The following is a 17,266-nucleotide window of genomic DNA, read 5'->3' as shown; positions in this document are numbered from 1 at the left end:
TTATCCGTCCTTTGCCTGCGTGCGCGCCTTGGCGTAGAGCGCGATATCGAAAACCTGATCTTCTTGGCGGATGGTGTGCACCAATTGCCAGCGTTGTGGGTTGACCGGCTGCATCGGGTAGTTGAATAGCGACTTCAGTGAATCTCCGAAGCGCATGGCCACCACGACGTCCTCGCGGGTGTGCGCGTAGAGCTCGTCGAGTAGCTCGTATTTGGCCGCCACCGTGGAACTGAAAACGAGGTGGGTGGCTTGGGCTGTGAACTCCAGTTCGGCGGCCGTACGCTGTTCGAGCCCGATGTGCAGGCCGCTGCCCAACTGTTGCACCACCCGTCGGCCCAGTTCCACGGCTTCTGCGTCGATGTCGATACCGAGAGTGCGGGCCCCGGTCTGTTGAGCGAGGTGGAGCAAGGTCATCGGGTAGGAACCGGAACCGATGAGCAGCACCTTGGAATGCTCATCCGGAGTCATCGCCCCGAATTCCTGCTCGATGCAGGATTCAACGTTCATGAAGTAGTCGTCGGTGCTTTCCTGACCGTTGAGCAACCGTAGCGCCCGGTACTTTTCCAGCACCCCGGCGCATCGTGCCGAGAGTGCACGCAGTTCGTCCACTAATTCTTCCGTCGGTGCCCCGCCATCTTGAAGGAGCCGGGTGAACCGTGCCTCGTTCGATGCGCTGGTGATCAGCCGGGCATAGTTGGCGATGGCCTGTTCGAGGTGTCGGGCCCCTCCGGTGCTGCCGTCATAGGCCGCGAGAGCCTCGGTGAAGAGCCGGCGATACTGGTGCAGGCTCTCCAATAACCGTTGCGCCTCATCGGAGCTCGCAACGGTTGGCTCGGTGGTGACTGGGTTAGATGTGAACATAGGCTGTCCCTTCGGCGATGATGCGAACCTGCCCACCGATACCAAGCTCGGTGACGGTTCCCTGTGTGTACTGTGCGCTCACGTGCATGGTGCCTCCGGGCTGGTGCACCGCGGTGCTGATCGAGCGGCCGCCGGTAGCGGCCAAGTAGGCGCCCACTGCGCCGGTGCCCGAACCGCAACTGCGTTCGAAAACCATGGAATCCAGCGCGGGCACGTGGATCAGTGGTGCTAGTTGTTGTCGTATCGGGTCGTAGAGCATTACCCCGACCAGGGCGATACCGGTGCGTAGTGCTAGATTCCGTGCGTGGTTTTGCGCCGCGGCACGCAGATGCGGATCTGCGGGGTTGCCTTCGAGCACCAGATGAATCGCTTCGGGATAGCGCAACAGAGCGCAGGGCGCCGTTTCGGCACCCGGGAAACGGTAGGGCTCAACACGCAGTGGCCCGGGCACCGAGAGTTGACAGTGGTATCCCGAGTCGCGGTGCTCGACCAGACAGTGCACCGCCCGGGTGCTGCCCGAGGCCTCGAGGGTGATCTGTCGCGACCGGCCGGGTAGTAATCCGCCGTGCGCGGCAAGGTAGGCGGCCAGCGCCATGCATGCATTGCCGCAGAATTCGTCGCCAGCCATATGCAACCGCGCGTGCGCCTCCGGGGTGGATGCGGTGCGGATAAATCCGACCTGCTCGGCGTGCACATGCTGGGTTTGGAGCAGCTGGGCCGCAATCGCTGGGTAGTGCGCGCTGGGGTGCCCGCTGGTGACCAGGAGAGTCATGTTTTCGGTGGGCGAGAGCTTGACGAACTCCACGGCGGTAGCCGATGGCAGAGCCCCTCGGCGCAATGATGAGTGGGAGGCGGCGCTCCGGGAGTGTTGGGTGAGCCGGCTCATCCGTCGCTCAGGCGATTAGCGAGCAGCTCCAGGCCATCCACGGCCAAGGGGCCGGGGGAGGTGTAGTAGTAATTCAGTGGCAGCAGGGCCGAGTCGTCCGATACCGCTTCGATACCGGCCAGCTCGGGGCGCTGACGCACCGCGTCCACGACGTCCTGCTCGGTTTCAACCTGCGAGGATCCGGTGGGTAGGAACATGGCGAAAATCAGTTGCGGAGCCGCATCGGTCAGCGCCTCGGTGGAGGGCTCAAAGTAACGCTTGGGGACATCGGCGAAGACATTTTCTACGCCGAGCAATTCCATTTGCTCCGACACCAATGACTGTCCGCCGTAGGAGCCCACGGTTCCTTCGGCCGGGACATAGAGGGGGACCGCGCTGCGCGCGGCGTGGTCACCGACGAGCTCGGTGGCTGCGGTAACTCGTTTGCGTAGATCGGCGATGGAGGCCGCGGCCTGGTCCTGAGTGCCAAAGACCCTGCCGTAGTTCTCAATATCCCGGTAGATCAACTCGAAGCCGCTGAGGTTGTGTGTGGAACGCCCCTCGATACCGGCGCAGTAGCCGCTGACCGTGACTAATTTGATCCCGGCTCCCTCCAGGCGCTGGGCCAGCGAGTCGAGGTCAACGCCTGCGGTGATATCGGTGCCGATCACCGCATCGACCCCACTGTTCAGGATCATCTCAAAGGACACCTTGTGGGAATCCTCGGCGATGCGTTCGGCCTGCTCCACCACACGCTGGGTTGATGCGTCGAAGGGAACCTGCAAGCTTCCCGCGTAGTGGGTGACTCGTTCGCCAGCACCGGCCGCCTCGAGCAGTGCCGGGGCTTCCGACCCGACGGCCAAGATGCGTTCTGGCGGCGTATCGAAGGTGACCTCTCGGCCGCAGCTGTCGATGGTGACCGATTCGGCCGTCGTGCTGTTCGCGTTCGTGCGATCGACAGTGCCGGGGGTGCTGCACCCACTAATTAGCGCGACTAGCAGGGCGAGTGAGAGTGCTTTGACGGGATTGGGGTGTTTCATTGAGAGATTGCTCCGTTTTCATGTGCGTCGAGCCGTGCGGTCAACGAGTGCCGCGTCCAGGAACCAAACGCCCTAAGCTTATTGCAAATGATTCTCAATAACAAAAAGGGTCGAGCATTGTTGCGTAGGTTGCTCTAAACCTGCTGAGTAGGACCTAGATTCTCCAGACAGGGCTGCGCTTAAACTGGCGGCAGCTGCAATGCCGGAACGCAACGGAGCTGTTAAATGAGTTAGGGCCCCGCTCCAAAGTGAAGCGGGGCCCTAAGAATTACTACTAGCGGCGCAACCAGGCGGTTGCCTCACCGGGCAGCGCCCCGGCGACCAGCTCTGCGCTACTAAGCAATAGTTCCCCCTCGGGCAGGTCAACCGGTTCGGTGCCGAAGTTGGTCACCACCACCCAGCCGCCGGGCCGCTCGAAACTCAGCACGTCCGGCCGAGCGGTCTCGAGCCACTGCAGGGTTTCCGCGCCCTGCAGCTCCCGCCGCAGTCGTAGCGCCGCGCGATACAGTTCCAGCGTCGAGCCAGCGGTGCCATCTTGCGCCGCCACCGAGTAGTCGCCAAACCACTGCGGCTGCGGCAGGTGCGCGTGGCCGGAACCGAAACCGAAGGAGGACCCTTCGCTGCTCCATGGCAGGGGTACGCGGCAGCCGTCGCGGCCCTTATCCACCCCGGGGTTTCGGAAGAAAGTCGGATCCTGCCGCGCCTCATCGGCGATGTCGCCCACCTCGTGGAGCCCCAATTCTTCACCCTGGTACAGGTAGGCAGAGCCCGGGAGCGCCAGCTCGAACAGGGAGGCCGCCCGTGCCCGGCGTTCCCCGCGGGCGCGATCCAATGCCGTTTCCGGGGCACCGGCCAGTACCCAGGCCTGACCCTGCTTCTGATCGCGTTCGGTGGAGCCCACGCTGGCCTGCAACGGCGGCAAACCGTAGCGGGTGGCATGGCGCACCACATCGTGATTGGAGAGTACCCAGGTGGACGAGGAACCGGACTCGGCGGCCAGCTCCAGCGAGTCGGTGACCACCTCGCGGAAGGCCGCGGCGTCGAATTCTTGGGTGAGCAGATCGAACTCGAAGGCCTGCCCCAAGCCCTGTGCGCTGGCGTAGCGCGGTCGGCGGTGCCGTTCGACCCACGCTTCGGCCACGGCGGTGCGCGGCGGATCATAGGAGTCGAACAGTTTGCGCCATTCGGCGTAGATCTCATGTACCTCGTCGCGGTCCCAGATCGGGTGCGTGCCCGAGCTGCGATCGATTTGGTTCAGCTCCGCCTCGCTGGGTAGCGGATCGGAAAGATCCTTGCTCAGCGCGTGCGCCACGTCGATGCGGAAACCATCGACGCCACGGTCGGACCAGAACCGCAGGGTGGTCAAGAAGTCCTCGCGCACCTCGGGGTTCGACCAGTTGAAATCCGGTTGCTCGGGGGCGAACAGGTGCAGATACCACTGCCCGTCCTCCACTTGGGTCCAGGCCGGGCCACCGAAAATACTGGTCCAGTCGCTCGGCGGTAGTTCGCCATTGTCCCCGCGTCCCTCGCGGAAGATGTAGCGGTCGCGCTCGACGCTGCCGCGGCCCGCGGCCAGCGCCTGCTGGAACCAGCGGTGCTCATTGGAGGAATGGTTCGGGACAATATCCACGACCAGTTTGATCCCGGCGTCATGCAAGGCGGAGCGCATCCGATCGAAGTCGTCCAGGGTGCCGATCTTGGGGTCGACATCGCGGTAGTCGGCGACATCGTAGCCACCGTCGGCCAGCGCCGAGGGGTAGAAGGGGCTGAGCCATACGGCGTCCACCCCGAGGGATTTCAGGTAGGGAACCTTGGCGGTAATGCCCTGCAGGTCACCGATGCCATCGCCGTTAGCGTCGGCGAAACTCCGCGGGTAGATCTGGTAGACGGCGGCCTGCCGCCACCAGTTTGCATCGGTGAGGGTTTCGGGGCGTTCGGTGGCTGGCGCGGTGCTCAGACTCATCGATTCATAATCCTTTCGTGGGGTAAAAGTAGGTGGTTAGCGGCGCAACCATACGGTGGTGGCCCCGGGCAGAGTGGCGTCGTTCAGCTCGCTACTGGCCAGCAACACCTCACCGGCTGGGAGGTCAACCGGTTCGTTGCCGAAGTTGCTGACCACCACCCAGCCGCCCGGGCGCTCGAAGCTCAGTACCTGCTCGTGGCCGCTGACCAACCAGTGAAGACGTTCCTCGGTCTGTAGTTCGCGGCGCAGTTTCAGTGCCGCGCGATACATTTCCAATGTGGAGCCGGCGGTGCCGTCCTGAGACTGCACCGAGTAGTCGGCGAACCACGCCGGTTGCGGCAGATGTGCACCGCCGTCACCGAAGCCGAAGGAGGGGCCCTGGCTACTCCAGGGCAGCGGTACGCGGCAACCATCGCGCCCGATCTCCTTGCCGGGGTTGCGGTAGAAGCTCGGATCCTGGCGGGCGGAGTCGGGTAGGTCCCCCACTTCATGCAGGCCCAACTCTTCGCCCTGATACAGGTAGGCCGAGCCGGGCAGGGCCAGTTGGAAGAGGGTGGCGGCCCGCGCACGGCGCTCGCCCAGCTCGGTGTCGACCTCGGAGCGCGCTCCGCCGCGCAGCAGCCAGTCCTTGCCGGTGTGCGGGTGCTCGGTTACCGGTAGCCCGTAGCGGGTGGCGTGGCGCACCACGTCATGGTTGGAGAACACCCACGTGGAGGAGGCCCCGGACCGTGCGGCTTCGTCCAGCCCCTTGGTGGCCACCTCGCGGAAGGAGGCCGCGTCGAAGTCGGCCAGCAACAGATCGAAGTTGAAGGCCTGTCCCAGACCCTCGGGGCGTGCGTAGCGGGCGAGCCGGTCGGCGTGCACCCAGGCCTCGGCCACGGCGGTCCGCGGCGGATCGTAGGAGTCGAACAGCTTGCGCCATTCGGCGTAGATCTCATGCACCTCGTCGCGGTCCCAGTACGGGTGCGAGCCGTCGACGAAACCATCGGTGGCGTGCTTGCGCGCATCGAGTTCGGCCTTGGTGGGCAGCGCGCCCTCGAGGTTCTTGGTCAGCCCGTGGGCCACATCGATGCGGAAGCCATCCACCCCACGATCCGACCAGAAGCGCAGCGTGGTCAAAAAGTCCTCGCGCACCTGCCGGTTCTGCCAGTTAAAGTCTGGTTGTTCCGGGGCGAAGATGTGCAGGTACCACTGTCCCGGCTGGCCGTCGGGCTCGGTGACGCGATGCCACATGGGGCCGCCAAAGACCGATTCCCAGTCGGTCGGTGGCAGTTCCCCGTGCTCGCCGCGCCCGTCCCGGAAGATATAGCGGTCGCGTTCCGGGGATCCGGGGCCGGCCGCCAGCGCTTCCTGGAACCAGGCGTGACGGTTTGAGGAGTGGTTCGGGACGATATCGGCAATGAGCTTAATGCCGGCCTCGTGCAGGGCGGCGACCATCCGGTCGAAATCCTCGAGTGTGCCGATCTTTGGGTCGACGTCGCGGTAGTCGTCCACGTCGTAGCCGCCGTCGGCCAGCGCCGAGGGGTAGAAGGGGCTGAGCCAGACGGCATCGACGCCAAGCTCCCGCAGGTAGGGCACCTTGGCGGTTATCCCTTGCAGGTCGCCGATGCCATCGCCGTTGGCGTCGGCGAAGCTGCGCGGGTAGATCTGGTAGACGGCGGCCTGCCGCCACCAGTTCGGGTCGGCCATGCGGTCCGCCGAGGTGTGGTCGGCGGGGCGGAGGGAGCTCGTCACTGAGATTCCTTTCGAAAATACGGACACGCGGGGACTAGGACTTTACCGCGCCCTGGGTCACTCCGGAGAGTACCCAGCGCTGGGTAAGGATGTACACCAGAATCGAGGGGGTCATGGCCATCAGGTAGGAGGCGAAGGAGACGTGGTAATTGCTGGAGAACTGCGACTGGAAGAGCTGTTGCACCACCGGCAAGGTCTGCTGGGCCGGGTCCGAGATGATCATCGAGGGCATCATGAAGTCGTTCCACGAGAACAGGAAGGCGAAGATCCCCACCGTTGCACTCATCGGCGCAAGCACCGGGAAGATGACCTGCCAGAAGGTCTGCCAGGTGCTGGCACCGTCCATGCGGGCGGCCTCTTCGAGCTCACCGGGCAGGTTGCGCAGGAAGGTGGTCAGCAGCATGACATTGAAACCGAGTGCGAACATCACATGCAAAATGCCCACCCCGAGCGGGTTATCCAGGCCGACAATGCCGCTGAGCTTGATCTGCGACAGCGCAAGCACCGGGAAGGGCAGGAACATGGCGGCCAGCACGTAGAAAAAGGCGAAGCGGAAGAACTTGCGTTCCCAGTTGGCGTGGATGGCGTAGGCGGCCATCGATGAGATCAGTACCGCCCCGGCCACCGCAATCGCCGAGACAAACAGCGAGGTGGCGAAGGTGACCGGGAAGTTGGTCAGCCGCCACGCCTCGAGGAAACCTTCGATGCTCAACGGGGCCGGCGGGGCGAAGGCCTGAGCCTCGACTGCCTGACCGGCCGTTTTGAAGGCCATGAACACGGTGACTAGCAGCGGAATCAGCACCGTTAGGGTGCACAGGGTCAAGATCAGGGTCAGCGGACGGTTGAAGCGCTCGCCGCGACGACGGACCTTGGACCCCTTGGAGAGAATCTGGGTGCTGCTGTATTTGGGACTACTCGGTGTTGCCGTCATGATTAGCGCTTCCTTGGGCGGGTCAGGCGCAGCTGCAGCAGCGCGATGGCCAGGGTGATGATGAAGAAGATCGTGGCGGTCGCCATCTGGTAGGCGTAGTCGCCGTCGGTGAAGCCGCGGAAGATGGTCATGGCCACCGAACGGGTCGAGGTGCCCGGACCGCCGTCGGTCAGGCCCTTGATGATGTCGTAGGCGTTCAGGAAGTTCTTGAAGGTCAACACCACGTTGATGAGGATGTATCCGGCCATCAGCGGAATGGTGATCAGCCACATCTGGCGCCATGGTCCAATGCCGTCAATGGAGGCGGCCTCGTAGATGTCGTCCGGAATGGCGACCAATCCGGCAATATAAATCAGCATGGTGCCGGGAATCGCCTGCCAGGCGGTGACGATCACGATGGACAGCCACGCCAAATCCGGGTTGGCCAGAATCGTTTCCTCGAGCGGCCCGATCCCCAGAGCGCCGGAGGCCGCGGGCACGGTTTTGGCGAAGAGGAACTTGAAGACGAAGGCGATCACAATGGGGGAGACCACCATCGGGATCACGAAAATCGTGCGGAGCGCGACACGGGCGCGGATCTTGGCGCTCAGCCCGACCGCGAGCAGGAACGCGACAATATTGGTCACGATCACGGTAATTGCCGCAAAGCCCAGAGTGAAGCCGAAGGAAGAGAGGATCGCCGGATCGGTGAACATGAGCGCGTAGTTGCTCAGCCCGACGAACTCCCAGTCGCCGTAGCCCACGGAGTTGGTGAAGCTGAAGAAAATGCCCATCAGCGCCGGGAGCACGATACAGAGGGTGAACACCAGCAGTGTCGGGGCGAGGAAAAGCCAGTGCGTGCCATCCGGGTGTTTGCCCAGCCTGCGCTGCTTACGCGGTTGGGTTTTGGCGGGACTGAGGGTCTCGGGCCGCGGGGCGTTGGCCGATTGTTCGGTAGTCGTCATCGAGGGCTCCTAGGCGCGCTTGGCCAGCCGGACCCAGTCGGCGTCGAGGGTGGCGAGCATCTGCTCGAGATTGCCCCCGAAGACCAGGTCTTGGCAGTAGTTTTCGAATGGGATGGTCAACGGGATGCCTTGCGAGACACCCTGATAGATCGCACCGCTGTCCACATAGGGCTGTAGTTCGCTGATGCGCGGGTCGCTGACCGGCGGCGCGTCGTTGCGGACCCCGAAGCCCAGGGCGAAACGGTTGTATTCGTCCTGGATGGCCGGCTGGGTCAGGAACTTCAGCAGTTCGCGGGCGGCGTCCGGGTTTTTCGCCTTGCTCGGAATCCACAGGGCCAGGTCGAGATTGACGCGCACCTTGTTATCCGCCGGGTTCTCGGTCATCGGCAGCGGGAAGGTGCCCACCGAAAGCTTTGGGTTGACCTTTTCGATTTCCAGCAGGGCCCACGGACCTTGGAGATACATGGCCGCCTCTCCCTTGGCGAAGGCCTGGTTGCCGTCACCGTAGATGCGTCCCTTGGCATCGCGGTTGGTGAACTTCGCGATCTTGAGCATCTTTTCCAGCGGTTCACGCAGCGTGCGTGAGAAGGAGACCGGCGAGTCGGCGGTGACGTCCGGGCCGAGGGCGCGCAGTTGCTTGAAGAACTCGATGACGTCGACCATGCCGCCGACCGCGTAGTCCACCAGTCCCTGCTTGACGCTCCACGCGTCGGCCCAGGTGCCATACATGGGAGTTACCCCGGCGTCCTCGAAGGTTTCGCAGGCGGTGATGAACTCGCTGTAGGTGGTGGGTACGGCCACGTCGTGCTTGGCGAAGAGTTCCTTGTTGTAGATCACGCCCGCGGCCATCATCGAGTAGGGCAGCACCGAGGTGCGCCCGGGATAGAGCGGGTAGAGCTCGATCTGTTCGCGCACCGCCGGCGCGATGGCCGCGGCCTGCGGCAGGTCCGAGAGATCGGAGAGTTCCCCGCGTTCCTGGAAGCGCGACATTTCGAAGTTGTAGAGCTGCAGCGCCAGATCCGGCGGCGTGCTGCGCACGAACTGGCCGTTGAGCGTGCCTTCGGCGGTGTCGTGGACGACCGAGATTTCGGGGTGTTCGGTGTGGAAGTCCGCCAGCAGGCCCCGGATGTACTCGATCACCTCGCGCTTGGTCTGGTAGAAGCGCAGCGATTGGCCCGCGGTGGCGCTGGCCGAGCACCCGCTCAGGCCCAGTGCGGCCAGTGTCGACAGGCCGGCAAAGCCTGCCAGTAACTGGCGTCGGGAAACCCCGTGGCGGGCCGGGGTGGCTCCGGGGGAATTGATCGGGTGCATGGCGTCCTCTCGTGCGGCGGTGACGATCGCGGGTGCCGGGCATGTGGTGCCCGTCACGCGGCGTGGGAATAAAATTAGCACCTAAATATAAGCGTGTCTATAATTGTTGCGTGGACTTTTTGAAGGACTTGGACCCGGCAGCGTGGCCGGGATGGCTCCCCCTGAACGAGGCGGATGGCGCCGCGTCGGCGGGCGCCGGATTATCCCCGCGCACCGTCAACGCGCGCAGCGTCCTGCAGGCGATCTGGCCCGGAAAGCCCATGACCGCGAGCGAATTAATCGAAGCTACTGGGCTGACGCGGGCCACCGTGCTTTCGGTGTGCCGCGATCTGGTCGAGGCCGGCTGGATCGAACAGGCCGAGGATTCGCGTATCGCCGGCAGCTACGTCAAGGGGCGGCCGGCGCTGCGTTACCTCTTCCGCCCACAGGCCGGTTATGTCATCGCCTGCGAAAGCGACGAGTCGCGGCTACGTGCCCGCGTCGCGGATCTGCATGGGGTGATCGTGGCGCAGCGCGATCGGGAAATACCCGCCGACGCCTCCGGCCCCAGACGGCGCGCCGCATTGGTGGATCTGGTCGATTCGGTGCTCGCCGAGGCTGATCTCGGGCAAGAGCAGATCATGTCCATGGCGATCGCAGTCCCCGCTCCGGTCGATGCCCACGGCACCTCCGTCTCGGATGGCGCAGAGGGCTGGTGGGAACGCATGAACCCGAACCTGCAGGCCGAATTTGCCGAGCGCGGCTGGCGCGTCTTGGTGGATAACGACGCAAACCTCGCCGCATTGGCCGAGGCCGCCGGTGGCGCCGGAGCCGGGGTGCGCTCCTTCGCCACGCTGCTCTCCGGGGAGCGCTTTGGTACCGGACTGGTGGTGGATGGGCGGCTGTTGCGTGGGCAGCATGGCGCGGTGGGTGAAATGCGCGTGCTGGAGATGATCGCCGGGGTGCGCACACCCGATGGTCTGGCCTACCACGCGCGCACCGAGGTGCGGGCCGCCGCGGCGGCCGGAACCTTGCGCGGGGAACTGGCCGAGGTGCCGGCCGAGTCGATTGACGCCGACCTCGTCTTTGCCGCCGCGCGCCGTGGGGATCGCTGTGCGCAGGACATCCTCGGTTCGCTGGCCGAGGTGCTGACCCCGGTCTGCATGCTGCTCTCCGGGCTTTTGGATTTGGACCGGATCATCATTGCCGGATCCGTGGCCGAGCGGATCGAGCCGGTGCTGGCCCGCACCCGCGAATTGATGAGCCGCGACTACACGCTCAGTTGGGCCGAGCTGGTCGCCTCGAAAATGGGCGAGGATGTGGTTGTGCAAGGTGCCTTGGCCGCGGCGTTGGCCATGGTGCGCGACACCGCGCTGATCCCCGACTAGGCGCAACGCGCTGGATACAGAAATTGGCACCGCCTCGCATGCGAGACGGTGCCAATGGGTGCGCCGGAACTAGAGCAGGCCCAGCGCCAGTGCGGCGATGCCCAGCAGGGGTAGCACGCCCTGCTTCAGCGCGGCCGCGCGCTTCTCGGGGCTGCTGAGCAGCAGCACGAGACTGGCCGCGACCATCGAGCCTGCGCCGGTGAAGATCAGCGTCGCCCCCACGGTCTGCGCCCCGGCGCCGAAGAACACCAGGCCAAGGAGCACGGCGATGGCCAAGAAGAGGTTGTAGAACCCTTGGTTGAAGGCGAGTTCGCGGGTGGCCTGGGCCTCGGACTCCCCGGTGCCGAAGATCCTGCGCGCCCGCGGCGTAAGCCAGGCGAAAGACTCAAGCCAGAAAATCAGCACGTGCACGGCGGCGGCGAGGCCACTGAGGGCCAGGCCGGCGATGGTCAGCGCGGTCACCTTAGGCCACCGAGAGCGAGACGTCGATATTGCCGCGGGTGGCGTTGGAGTAGGGGCACACCTGGTGGGCGGCCTCGACCAGCTTCTCGGCTTCCTCCCGCTCCAAGGCCGGCAGGGCAACCTCGAGGCGCACCGCGAGACCAAAACCACCCTGCGGCAAACCGTGCAGGCTGACATCGGCCACGACCTCGGAGTCCGAGGCGTCGGCCTTGTGCTGACCGGCCACCAGCTTCAGTGCGGAGTGGAAGCAGGCCGCGTAGCCGGCGGCGAAGAGCTGCTCGGGGTTGGTGGCGCCACCGGGGCCGCCGAGCTCGGTGGGGGTGCGTACCTCGGCGCTGAGTAGTCCATCGGAGGACTCGACGCGGCCATTGCGGCCATCTCCGTAGGCGGCGGCGGTTGCGGTGTACAGGGTTTTGTTTGTCATGAGCACAACTATATTGTGCACAATTTAAATTGGCAAGCTATAATTTTGCCATGGCCTACGAACAGCTCGACCTCGACGCCCAGCTCTGCTTCCCGTTACATGCGGCAACCCGTGCCGTCACCCGCGCCTACAGCACCTTGCTGGCGGAATCCGGACTGACCTACACGCAATATTTGGTCATGTTGGCCCTCTGGAAGGATCTAGAACCACTGAGCATCGGCGAGCTTGGCACCCGTCTGCGCCTCGATAGCGGCACGCTCACCCCGTTGCTCAAGCGCCTGGAGGCCGCTGGCCACCTGCATCGCGTGCGCAGTGCGGCCGACGAACGCCGGGTACTCATCTCGCTGACCGAGCAGGGGATTGCGTTGCGTGAGACCGTGGCCGATGTTCCAGAGCGCATGGCCGTGGCCGTCGGACTCGACGAGCGGCGCGCCGCCCAGCTGCGTGGCCTGCTCGCCGAGGTGATGGAATCACTCGATCGCGTGGGCTAAGTCACAGCAGGTTCGGGGAATCTGGCCGCGGAAGCGGTGGTTGGAACACAACGAAGCACCCACTACCGCCCGCGCCCGTGGCTCCACCGCCTCGGGCTCATGCCAAGGAGAGACTCTGTGAGCATTGCCGAACAGGAATTAACCATCGACACCCAGGCGCTTGAGGCGATCTTTGCCTCCTCGCGCACCGCGAACGCCTTCACCGGTGAGGTCAGCGACGAGCAAGCCCGCGCCATCTACGAGCTGGCCAAGTCCGGGCCGACCGCCTTCAACTCGCAGCCGCTGCGCGTCACCTACGTCCGCTCGGCCGAAGCCCGCGCCCAGCTGGTCGAGGCGCTGATGCCCGGTAACCGTGAGAAGACCGCCGCGGCACCGCTAGTGGCCGTGCTCAGCTACGACACCTCCTGGCATGAGCGTTGGGAAGACTTCCTGCCCGGCTACACGGCCCCGAAGGCCATGTACGACGCCGACGCCGAGTTCACCGCCGCCACCGGCAATAACAACGCACACCTGCAGGCCGGCTACTTCATCCTGGCCGTGCGCTCGCTGGGTCTGGCCGCCGGTCCGATGACCGGTGCCGATTTCTCGGCCATCGACCAGGCCTTCTTCCCCAACGGCGAGCAGAAGAGCTTCCTCGTGGTCAACATCGGTCAGCCCGCCGCCGACCAGATCGGCGCCCCGAAGGAACGCTTTGCCTACGACCAGGTTGTGCGCACCGTCTAAGCCTCAGCGTACGACGATGGCCCTGGCCAGCCCCAATTAACCCGGGGTGGGCCAGGGCCATCGTTTAGTTAAAGACTCGACGCCGTGGGTGGTCGCTACTCGGCGTCCGCCACCAGTTGGCGTCCGAGAGTTTCGGCCGCCTCTTGAAGCTTCGGTACCGCCAGGCCAACGAAGTTTGCATCCACGCGAGTGACCGGGCCGGAGACGGAGATGGCCATCGGGGTGGGGGCGCCGGGTACCGGTACCGCTACGCAACGCACACCCAGCTCCTGCTCCTCCTCATCCAGCGCATAGCCGCGTTCGCGGATGGCCTCGACGTCGGTAAATAGCTTGCCGAGCGTGGTGATCGTATTCGGGGTTTTCGGCGGCATGCCGGCCTGGGCGACCAGACGCTGCACGCGCTCGTCGTCGAGTACCGAGAGAATCGCCTTGCCCACGCCCGAGTAATGCAGCATCGCACGGCGGCCGACCTCGGTGATCATGCGCATGGAATGCGGGGATTGCGCCTGAGCAATATAGGTGACCATGTCGCCGTCGAGCACCGCAATATTCGCGCTTTCGCCGAGCTCCTCGACGAGGGTTTTGAGAACCGGGGTGGCCAGCGCGCCGAGCTGACGGTTGGCCACCTCGCCCAAGCGAATGAGGCGCGGGCCCAGCGAGTAGCGCCGGTTGGGCAGCTGGCGGACGTAGCCCACGCCAACCAGGGTGCGCAGCAGGCGATGGATGGTCGGTAGGGGTAGCGGAGTGTCGGCGGCTAGCTCGCTCAGCGCCGCCTCACCGCCGGCCCGGGCAATTACTTCAAGCAGCTCAAAGGCCCGCTCGACGGACTGTACGCCCGCCGCCGGTTTGCTCGCGGTCTCTGTCATATCGCTGCTCCTAGAGTGAAGGGGATCCGAGGCGCCAAGGGGCGCTATATCACGGGTCCAAGTGAAAGTCGTTTAGGCGTCGTGGAACTAGATTACCGCTAAAGTCTGCCAGATTTCCACGATCCGAAAACTTTTTGTGACAGAGTTGTGAGCAGGTCCACAAAATGTGCTTGCCTTTTCATTTTATAGATATTAGTATCCACTATACGGAAAACGTTCGTAGGAGGAACTGATGGCTGCACCAAGCCCTGGATATTCTTTGACCTTGCGCGTGGAGACCCCCGCGTCGATTACAGCCACCAGCGAACTGGCGGCCGCCGTCGGCCGCGCCGGTGCCCATATCACCGCCCTGGACGTAACCGAGTCCCACCACAACCACATGGTGGTTGACGTTTCGTGCAACACTACCGACGTCGCCCACGGCGAAGCCGTCCGCGATGCACTGAACGCCCTCGATGGTGTGAAGGTTCGTAATGTTTCGGACCGCACCTTCCTCATGCACCTAGGCGGCAAGCTCGAGGTTGTGCCCAAGGTTGCCCTGCGCAACCGCGACGATCTCTCCCGCGCCTACACTCCCGGCGTGGCCCGCGTTTGCCTCGCCATTGCCGAAAACCCCGCCGACGCCCGCAACCTGACCGTCAAGCGCAACACCATCGCCGTGGTTACCGACGGTTCGGCGGTTCTGGGCCTGGGTAATATCGGCCCCGCCGCCGCATTGCCGGTTATGGAAGGCAAGGCCGCACTGTTCAAGCAGTTCGCCGACGTCGACGCCTGGCCGGTCTGCCTGGACACTCAGGATACCGACGAGATCGTGAGCATCGTCAAGGCCCTGGCCCCGGTGTATGGCGGAGTGAACCTCGAAGATATTGCCGCACCACGCTGCTTTGAAATCGAAGCGCGCCTGCGCGAAGAGCTCGACATCCCGGTCTTCCACGATGACCAGCACGGCACCGCCATCGTGACCTTGGCGGCCCTGCAGAACGCACTGCTCGTCGTGGGTAAGAGCATCGGCTCGGTGCGCATCGTGGTCTCCGGCGTCGGAGCGGCCGGCAACGCCATCATTCAGCTTTTGCAGGCCCGCGGCGCGAAGAACATCATCGCCTGCGGCCGTGGCGGTGCGATCAACCGCGACGAAACCTACACCGACGAACACCGAGTGTGGTTGGCGCAGAACACCAACCCCGAGAATTTCCGCGGCTCCCTGAAGGAAGCCGTGGCCGGAGCGGACGTATTTATCGGCGTTTCGGCACCAAACGTCCTGGACGAAAACGATATTGCCTCGATGAATGACCAGGCCATCGTCTTCGCCATGGCGAACCCGGATCCCGAGGTGGATCCGGAGGTTGCGGGTAGGCATGCGGCGGTGGTTGCCACCGGTCGCAGCGACTTCCCCAACCAGATTAATAACGTCCTGGCTTTCCCTGGCTTCTTCCGCGGGCTGCTGGATGCAGGAGTCGCCGACATCACCGACTCCATGTTGCTGGCTGCCGCCGACGCGATTGCCGCACGGGTGGGACAGGACGAACTCAATCCGGGATTCATCATCCCGTCGGTGTTCGATACCCAGGTCGCCGGCGACGTTGCCGCCGCCGTGGTTCGCGCGTCGAATAAGCATTGAGAGTCACTGGAACAGATTAAAAAGAGGTCAAAAGGAGCACCATGAGTATCTCGCTAACCCGAGTCCCCGAGGTGAACGGGGCAGAGAATATCCTCAGCGAAGAGGCCCTCGCCTTCATCGAGGCGTTGCATGAGAAGTTCGCTGGCACCCGCGACGAGTTGCTGGCCGCCCGTGCCGCCCGCCGCGCCGAATACTCGGCCGCCAAGCGCATCGACTTCGACCCGGCCACCGAAGAGGTCCGCAACGGTGACTGGAAGGTCGCCGAAGCTCCGGCAGCCCTGCAGGATCGCCGCGTGGAAATCACCGGCCCGGCCTCCCCGGCCAAGATGGCCATCAACGCACTGAACTCCGGTGCCAAGGTCTGGCTGGCCGACCTGGAAGACGCCTCCACCCCGAGCTGGGACAACGTCATTGACGCCGTCGCCAACCTGACCAACGCCGCCCGCGGCGAGCTGAGCTTCACCTCCGAGGAAGGCAAGACCTACCAGCTGCGCAGCGACGCGCCGTTGGCCACCGTGGTCGTGCGCCCCCGCGGCTGGCACATGGTGGAAAACAACGTGCTGATCGACGGCAAGCCCGGCGTCGGCGCCCTGGTCGACTTCGGTCTGCACTTCTTCCACAACGCCAAGCACCTGACCGCCACCGGCCAGGGCCCGTTCTACTACCTGCCGAAGATGGAACACTACCTTGAGCCACGCCTGTGGAACGACGTGTTCACCTTCGCTCAGGAATACGTGGGCATCCCTTACGGCACCATCCGTGCCACGATGCTCATCGAAACCATCCCGGCCGCCTTCCAGATGGAAGAGTTCCTCTACGAGCTGCGCGATCACGCCTCGGGGCTGAACGCCGGACGCTGGGACTACCTGTTCTCGATGATCAAGACCTTCCGCGAAGCCGGCGAAGCCTTCATCATGCCGGACCGCGCCGACGTGGCGATGACCGCCCCGATGATGCGTGCCTACACCGAGCTGCTGGTCAAGACCTGCCACAAGCGTGGCGCCTTCGCCATGGGCGGCATGGCCGCGGTCATCCCGAACCGCCGCGAACCGGAAACCACCGCCGCAGCCTTCGAGAAGGTCCGCGCCGACAAGACCCGCGAGGCCGGCGACGGCTTCGACGGCTCCTGGGTGGCCCACCCGGATCTGGTGCCGATCTGTCAGGAAGTCTTCGACTCGGTGCTGGGCGATAAGCCGAACCAGCTCGACAAGCAGCGCCCCGAGGTTGAGGTCACCGCCGAGCAGCTGCTCGACGTGGCCAGCGCCCCGGGCAAGGTCACCGAGGCCGGCGTGCGCGCCAACCTCTACGTGGCAGTGGCCTACACCGCCGTGTGGCTTTCGGGCAACGGTGCGGTGGCCATCCACAACCTGATGGAAGACGCCGCCACCGCCGAAATCTCCCGTTCGCAGATCTGGCAGCAGATCCGCAACGAGGTCGTCGCCGAAGATACCGGCAACACCATCACCGCCGAACTGGTGGCCAACATCCTCGCCGAGGAAGTTGAGCGCCTGCGCGGAGAGGTCAACGACGAGGCACGCTTCGCCGCCTACTACGAGCCAGCCGCCGAGCTTATCGGCACCCTGGTCTCGGGCCGTGACGAGGACTTCGCCGACTTCTTGACCACCCCCGCCTACGAATTGTTGGATAAGGAGCCCGTGAAGTAACG

At 64.4% G+C, this 17,266-nt stretch carries 16 protein-coding genes; 5 read left to right on the top strand and 11 right to left on the bottom strand.

Features of this window, described 5'->3' with window-relative positions:
* The 8 genes from ACJD00_RS15890 to ACJD00_RS15855 all read right to left on the bottom strand — a co-directional run bounded on the left by ACJD00_RS15890 (window position 1) and on the right by ACJD00_RS15855 (window position 9,706).
* On the bottom strand, window positions 1–861 hold the full coding sequence (locus ACJD00_RS15890; protein WP_418907864.1) for a class I SAM-dependent methyltransferase: 861 nt from the start codon (window positions 859–861) through the stop codon (window positions 1–3).
* Window positions 848–1,666, bottom strand: coding sequence for a hypothetical protein (locus ACJD00_RS15885; protein WP_418907863.1), 819 nt, complete (start codon window positions 1,664–1,666; stop codon window positions 848–850). Before ACJD00_RS15885 ends, ACJD00_RS15890 begins: the two co-directional genes overlap by 14 nt.
* Window positions 1,667–1,743: 77 nt before the next feature.
* The gene (locus tag ACJD00_RS15880) at window positions 1,744–2,766 is read right to left on the bottom strand and encodes an ABC transporter substrate-binding protein (protein WP_418907862.1); all 1,023 of its coding nucleotides are present in this window, start codon (window positions 2,764–2,766) and stop codon (window positions 1,744–1,746) included.
* A 274-nt stretch (window positions 2,767–3,040) separates the two neighbouring features.
* Entirely contained in the window at window positions 3,041–4,729 is a 1,689-nt protein-coding gene (locus tag ACJD00_RS15875) for a glycoside hydrolase family 13 protein (protein ID WP_418907861.1), read from the bottom strand.
* A gap of 36 nt (window positions 4,730–4,765) precedes the next feature.
* Window positions 4,766–6,418 (bottom strand): glycoside hydrolase family 13 protein, encoded by a 1,653-nt coding sequence (locus ACJD00_RS15870; RefSeq protein WP_418909348.1) that lies wholly within the window; start codon window positions 6,416–6,418, stop codon window positions 4,766–4,768.
* Window positions 6,419–6,497: 79 nt separating this feature from the next.
* Window positions 6,498–7,394, bottom strand: a complete 897-nt coding sequence (locus ACJD00_RS15865) for a carbohydrate ABC transporter permease (protein ID WP_418907860.1) — start codon at window positions 7,392–7,394, stop codon at window positions 6,498–6,500.
* Window positions 7,395–7,396: 2 nt separating this feature from the next.
* Window positions 7,397–8,338, bottom strand: coding sequence for a carbohydrate ABC transporter permease (locus ACJD00_RS15860; RefSeq protein ID WP_418907859.1), 942 nt, complete (start codon window positions 8,336–8,338; stop codon window positions 7,397–7,399).
* Between the two features lie 9 nt (window positions 8,339–8,347).
* Entirely contained in the window at window positions 8,348–9,706 is a 1,359-nt protein-coding gene (locus tag ACJD00_RS15855; RefSeq protein WP_418907858.1) for an ABC transporter substrate-binding protein, read from the bottom strand.
* Between the two features lie 53 nt (window positions 9,707–9,759).
* Here ACJD00_RS15855 and ACJD00_RS15850 point away from each other — a divergent pair, with 53 nt between their 5' ends.
* On the top strand, window positions 9,760–11,016 hold the full coding sequence (locus tag ACJD00_RS15850; protein WP_418907857.1) for an ROK family transcriptional regulator: 1,257 nt from the start codon (window positions 9,760–9,762) through the stop codon (window positions 11,014–11,016).
* Window positions 11,017–11,085: 69 nt separating this feature from the next.
* On the opposite strand, the gene ACJD00_RS15845 is transcribed toward ACJD00_RS15850, so the two are convergent.
* Both ACJD00_RS15845 and ACJD00_RS15840 read right to left on the bottom strand, forming a co-directional pair.
* Window positions 11,086–11,469, bottom strand: coding sequence for a DUF1304 domain-containing protein (locus ACJD00_RS15845; RefSeq protein ID WP_418909347.1), 384 nt, complete (start codon window positions 11,467–11,469; stop codon window positions 11,086–11,088).
* Between the two features lie 10 nt (window positions 11,470–11,479).
* Window positions 11,480–11,902 carry an organic hydroperoxide resistance protein gene (locus ACJD00_RS15840; RefSeq protein ID WP_418907856.1) on the bottom strand — a complete coding sequence of 141 codons (423 nt, stop codon included), beginning with the start codon at window positions 11,900–11,902 and terminating at the stop codon, window positions 11,480–11,482.
* 50 nt (window positions 11,903–11,952) lie between these two features.
* Between ACJD00_RS15840 and ACJD00_RS15835 the strand changes: the two genes are divergently transcribed.
* Both ACJD00_RS15835 and ACJD00_RS15830 read left to right on the top strand, forming a co-directional pair.
* Entirely contained in the window at window positions 11,953–12,393 is a 441-nt protein-coding gene (locus ACJD00_RS15835) for a MarR family winged helix-turn-helix transcriptional regulator (RefSeq protein WP_418907855.1), read from the top strand.
* Window positions 12,394–12,510: 117 nt separating this feature from the next.
* Entirely contained in the window at window positions 12,511–13,116 is a 606-nt protein-coding gene (locus tag ACJD00_RS15830) for a malonic semialdehyde reductase (protein WP_418907854.1), read from the top strand.
* A gap of 95 nt (window positions 13,117–13,211) precedes the next feature.
* On the opposite strand, the gene ACJD00_RS15825 is transcribed toward ACJD00_RS15830, so the two are convergent.
* On the bottom strand, window positions 13,212–13,982 hold the full coding sequence (locus ACJD00_RS15825) for an IclR family transcriptional regulator (RefSeq protein ID WP_309410016.1): 771 nt from the start codon (window positions 13,980–13,982) through the stop codon (window positions 13,212–13,214).
* A 232-nt stretch (window positions 13,983–14,214) separates the two neighbouring features.
* Between ACJD00_RS15825 and ACJD00_RS15820 the strand changes: the two genes are divergently transcribed.
* Together ACJD00_RS15820 and aceB are read left to right on the top strand one after the other, a co-directional pair.
* Complete coding sequence (locus ACJD00_RS15820) at window positions 14,215–15,600, top strand: NAD-dependent malic enzyme (protein ID WP_418907853.1); 1,386 nt, start codon at window positions 14,215–14,217, stop codon at window positions 15,598–15,600.
* 41 nt (window positions 15,601–15,641) lie between these two features.
* Window positions 15,642–17,264 (top strand): malate synthase A, encoded by a 1,623-nt coding sequence (gene aceB, locus ACJD00_RS15815; RefSeq protein WP_418907852.1) that lies wholly within the window; start codon window positions 15,642–15,644, stop codon window positions 17,262–17,264.
* The last annotated feature ends 2 nt before the right edge of the window (window positions 17,265–17,266 follow it).

This window comes from Glutamicibacter endophyticus (assembly GCF_048457885.1).
GTDB classification, from domain to species: Bacteria; Actinomycetota; Actinomycetes; order Actinomycetales; family Micrococcaceae; genus Glutamicibacter; species Glutamicibacter endophyticus.
This window is presented reverse-complemented; position numbering and strand designations above follow the sequence as displayed.